The 3,241-nt window shown below is 39.1% G+C and carries 2 protein-coding genes, 1 tRNA gene and 1 pseudogene; all 4 read left to right on the top strand.

What is annotated here, in order from left to right; genetic code table 11:
* Nucleotides 1–226: pseudogene (locus FFM59_RS10235) on the top strand (hypothetical protein); the annotation flags it as partial.
* 348 nt (nt 227–574) lie between these two features.
* Nucleotides 575–2,071, top strand: coding sequence for a peptide MFS transporter (locus FFM59_RS09820; protein WP_137602841.1), 1,497 nt, complete (start codon nt 575–577; stop codon nt 2,069–2,071).
* 10 nt (nt 2,072–2,081) lie between these two features.
* Nucleotides 2,082–2,954: a metallophosphoesterase gene (locus FFM59_RS09815; protein ID WP_225420347.1), complete on the top strand. Its 873-nt coding sequence runs from the start codon at nt 2,082–2,084 to the stop codon at nt 2,952–2,954.
* Nucleotides 2,955–3,174: 220 nt separating this feature from the next.
* Nucleotides 3,175–3,241 (top strand) — tRNA-Tyr (locus FFM59_RS10070).

The raw sequence follows: 3,241 nt of genomic DNA, 5'->3' as shown, positions 1-3,241 counted from the left end.
ACGTATCATTCAAAGAGTGATAGGCAAGTATGCGGTGTTCCTAGAAGCCCGGGAATTTATTCCCGGAGTAGTTCACATTGTCGTCATATTTATTATGGCAAATCTATTAGGATACCAAGGAGTAATTGTAGCTCAACCAATAGCTGATGTATTAACAGCCGCAGTTGGTTTTTGGTTGTACCGTCGGGCATTTGGTCCCAATGGACGTGCAATTAGAAACTGGTGACCGGCGTGCTTAGACTAGCATTAAAAAGGAACACAATTACCCAATAATGTGAGTAAACATCCATTTCACACTTTTGATAATAGTTTGATATAGATAACTGTTAACCCCATGATAATTTTACATGTTGATGATAATCTGATAAATAGTATCTTCTAGATAAAAGTGGTCCAATCCGTTGATAATAACGTGTTGAGCCACTTTTATTTGCAAATATCAAGGACAAACTAATCACTAAAAAATGGTACCGTTTATTGACCAACTTCAGATAAAAGACTATAATTTAATAATTCATTAATTGAATTTTAATGACAACAATATGTAAGATATTTACATAACGGAGGATATATTTTGGATAAAAAAGCGAAACTTGACACTGCCTTTTTGGGTCAACCCCGAGGCTTGTCAACGTTGTTCTTCACTGAAATGTGGGAACGATTTAGTTACTATGGTATGCGTGCAATTTTAATCTTTTACATGATTTTGGCTGTAAAAGATGGCGGCCTTGGTTTTGACCAAACAACCGCTGCTTCAGTTATGTCAATTTATGGATCGCTTGTTTATATGTCAGGAGTGATTGGTGGATGGCTGAGTGACCGGATTTGGGGTAGTCGTAAGACTGTCTTTATTGGTGGAGTTTTGATCATGCTTGGTCATATTTCACTCTCGATTCCAGGTGGCTCTGCTGCGTTATTTGCATCAATTGCATTTATCGTTGCTGGTACTGGTTTATTGAAACCAAACGTTTCAGAAATGGTCGGCGGTTTGTATTCAGAAACTGACCGTCGTCGTGATGCCGGCTTTAGTTTATTCGTCTTTGGGATTAACTTTGGGGCTGCTGTGGCACCAATTTTGGTACCTTGGGCTTCTGATGGCTTTGGTATGAACCTCTTTGGTGGTCATATTAACTATCACGCTGGATTTGCGTTAGCTGCCATTGGTATGTTCTTTGGTCTTTTACAATATTACTTTGATGGTAAAAAATACTTACCATCTGAAAGTAACTATCCTAAAGATCCAATTGAACGTGAAAATATGAAATCAATTATTATTTGGACTGTGATTGCTATCGTGGCATTAGTTGCGGTGGTTGGATTATTAGGCGCAATGGGTAATTTGAATATCGACAGCATTATTTGGTTGATTACCGTTATCGCGATTGCCTTACCAATTATTTACTTTGTTACAATGCTGAATAGCCGTAAAGTTGAAAAAGTTGAAAAATCACGAGTTTGGGCTTATATTCCACTCTTCGTTGCTGCAGCAATGTTCTGGGGCATTGAAGAATCTGGCTCAAGTATTTTGGCCTTGTTTGCCGCTAACCGGACTGTCTTACATTTAGGTGGATGGCATTTCCAAGCTGCGAACTTCCAACTCTTAAACCCATTATTCATCATGATTTTGACACCTGTCTTCGTGGTAATCTGGAGTAAGTGGAAAAACCAACCAAGTGCCCCTGGTAAATTTGCTGCTGGACTTGTGATTGCTGGTCTTTCATATGTCTTTATCGCTATGCCTGGATTGCTATACGGTACTTCAGGTCGCGTGAGTCCCCTTTGGTTAGTTGGTTCATGGTTCATCGTTGAAATTGCCGAAATGTTGATTTCACCAATCGGATTATCTCTAACCACTAAATTAGCGCCAAAAGCATTTACTGCGCAAATGATGAGTATGTGGTTCCTTTCAAACTCAGCTGGACAAGCTATTAATGCTCAAATCGTTAAATTTTACACACCTGGCACGGAAGTTCAATACTTCCTAGCCGTTGGGGGAGCGAGTGTCGTTCTTGGTATCATCTTGTTCTTCTTCGTTAAACCTATCCATAAATTAATGGCAGGGATTAACTAACTTATATATAATGAAAGCTGACAATATGTCGGCTTTTTTATTTGGAATTGGAAGTGACATGATGAGCAGAATTGCAATGACGAGTGATAATCACTTTGATGTGAATCGCATTGATAGTCAGGAAATGTTAAAACAACAAGCAGAATACCTGGTGACGCAGCAAATCGACTATTATTTAATTGCGGGCGATCTATTTAATGATTTTCAAAAATCGATGAAATACGTGCACGACTTACAAACTGAATTAGAGGATGCTACCAAGGTATTGTTCATCGCGGGTAATCACGATATGTTGGCTGGGGTCTCGTTTGAGGAACTTGAGTCGATACAGGATGATATTTACGTTCACAATAAAACAATTGATGTAGCGGGCACAAATTGGACGATTATTGGTAATAACGGTTGGTATGACTATTCATTTCGTCCGGAAAAAACTGATATTGATGAAATTGAGCTTTGGAAGCGGGCATACTGGGTCGATCGTGCTATTCAGCAACCGATGACCGATATTGAAAGAATGCAAATCGTTTTGTTGCAGACGAAACAACAACTTGAATTAGCCGCTAAAAGACAGCGACAAGTGCTTTACTTTACTCATTTTTCACCTAAGCGCGAATATTTAATTAATAAACCTGACATTCGGATGTGGAGCATGGCAAACGCCATGATGGGTAGTTATCGCCTTGGTGATTTGTTAGAAAAAGAGCAAGTTGATTCCGTGTTATTTGGGCACATGCATATTCACCCGGCTCCACGGACGTACGGTCAGACCACTTATTACAATCAGTCGGTTGGATATAAAAATAAACATATCAATGAATGGCTGACGGAACCATTCTTTAATCAATGGGTCGAACGATTTCAGGTCATTGAGAAAAATTAGCTTTTTTCTAAAAAGGCTTGAAATGATGTCATAAATTCTGTATGATGTAATAGTTGCTTATTTAGGCAGCACCGAATTCACTGGTTCGTTTAGGACTGTTAAAGTCAACAATACCAGCGGTTACAAGTTGACAAAATTTATCAATTTTTTGATAAAAGGGCTTGTAATATAGCACGAATTTCGGTATTATATAATAGTTGGTTATGACATATGGAGGGGTAGCGAAGTTGGCTAAACGCGGCGGACTGTAAATCCGCTCCTTCGGGTTCGGAGGTTCGAATCCTCTC

This window comes from Paucilactobacillus nenjiangensis (assembly GCF_005405445.1).
Lineage (GTDB): Bacteria > Bacillota > Bacilli > Lactobacillales > Lactobacillaceae > Paucilactobacillus > Paucilactobacillus nenjiangensis.
This window is presented reverse-complemented; position numbering and strand designations above follow the sequence as displayed.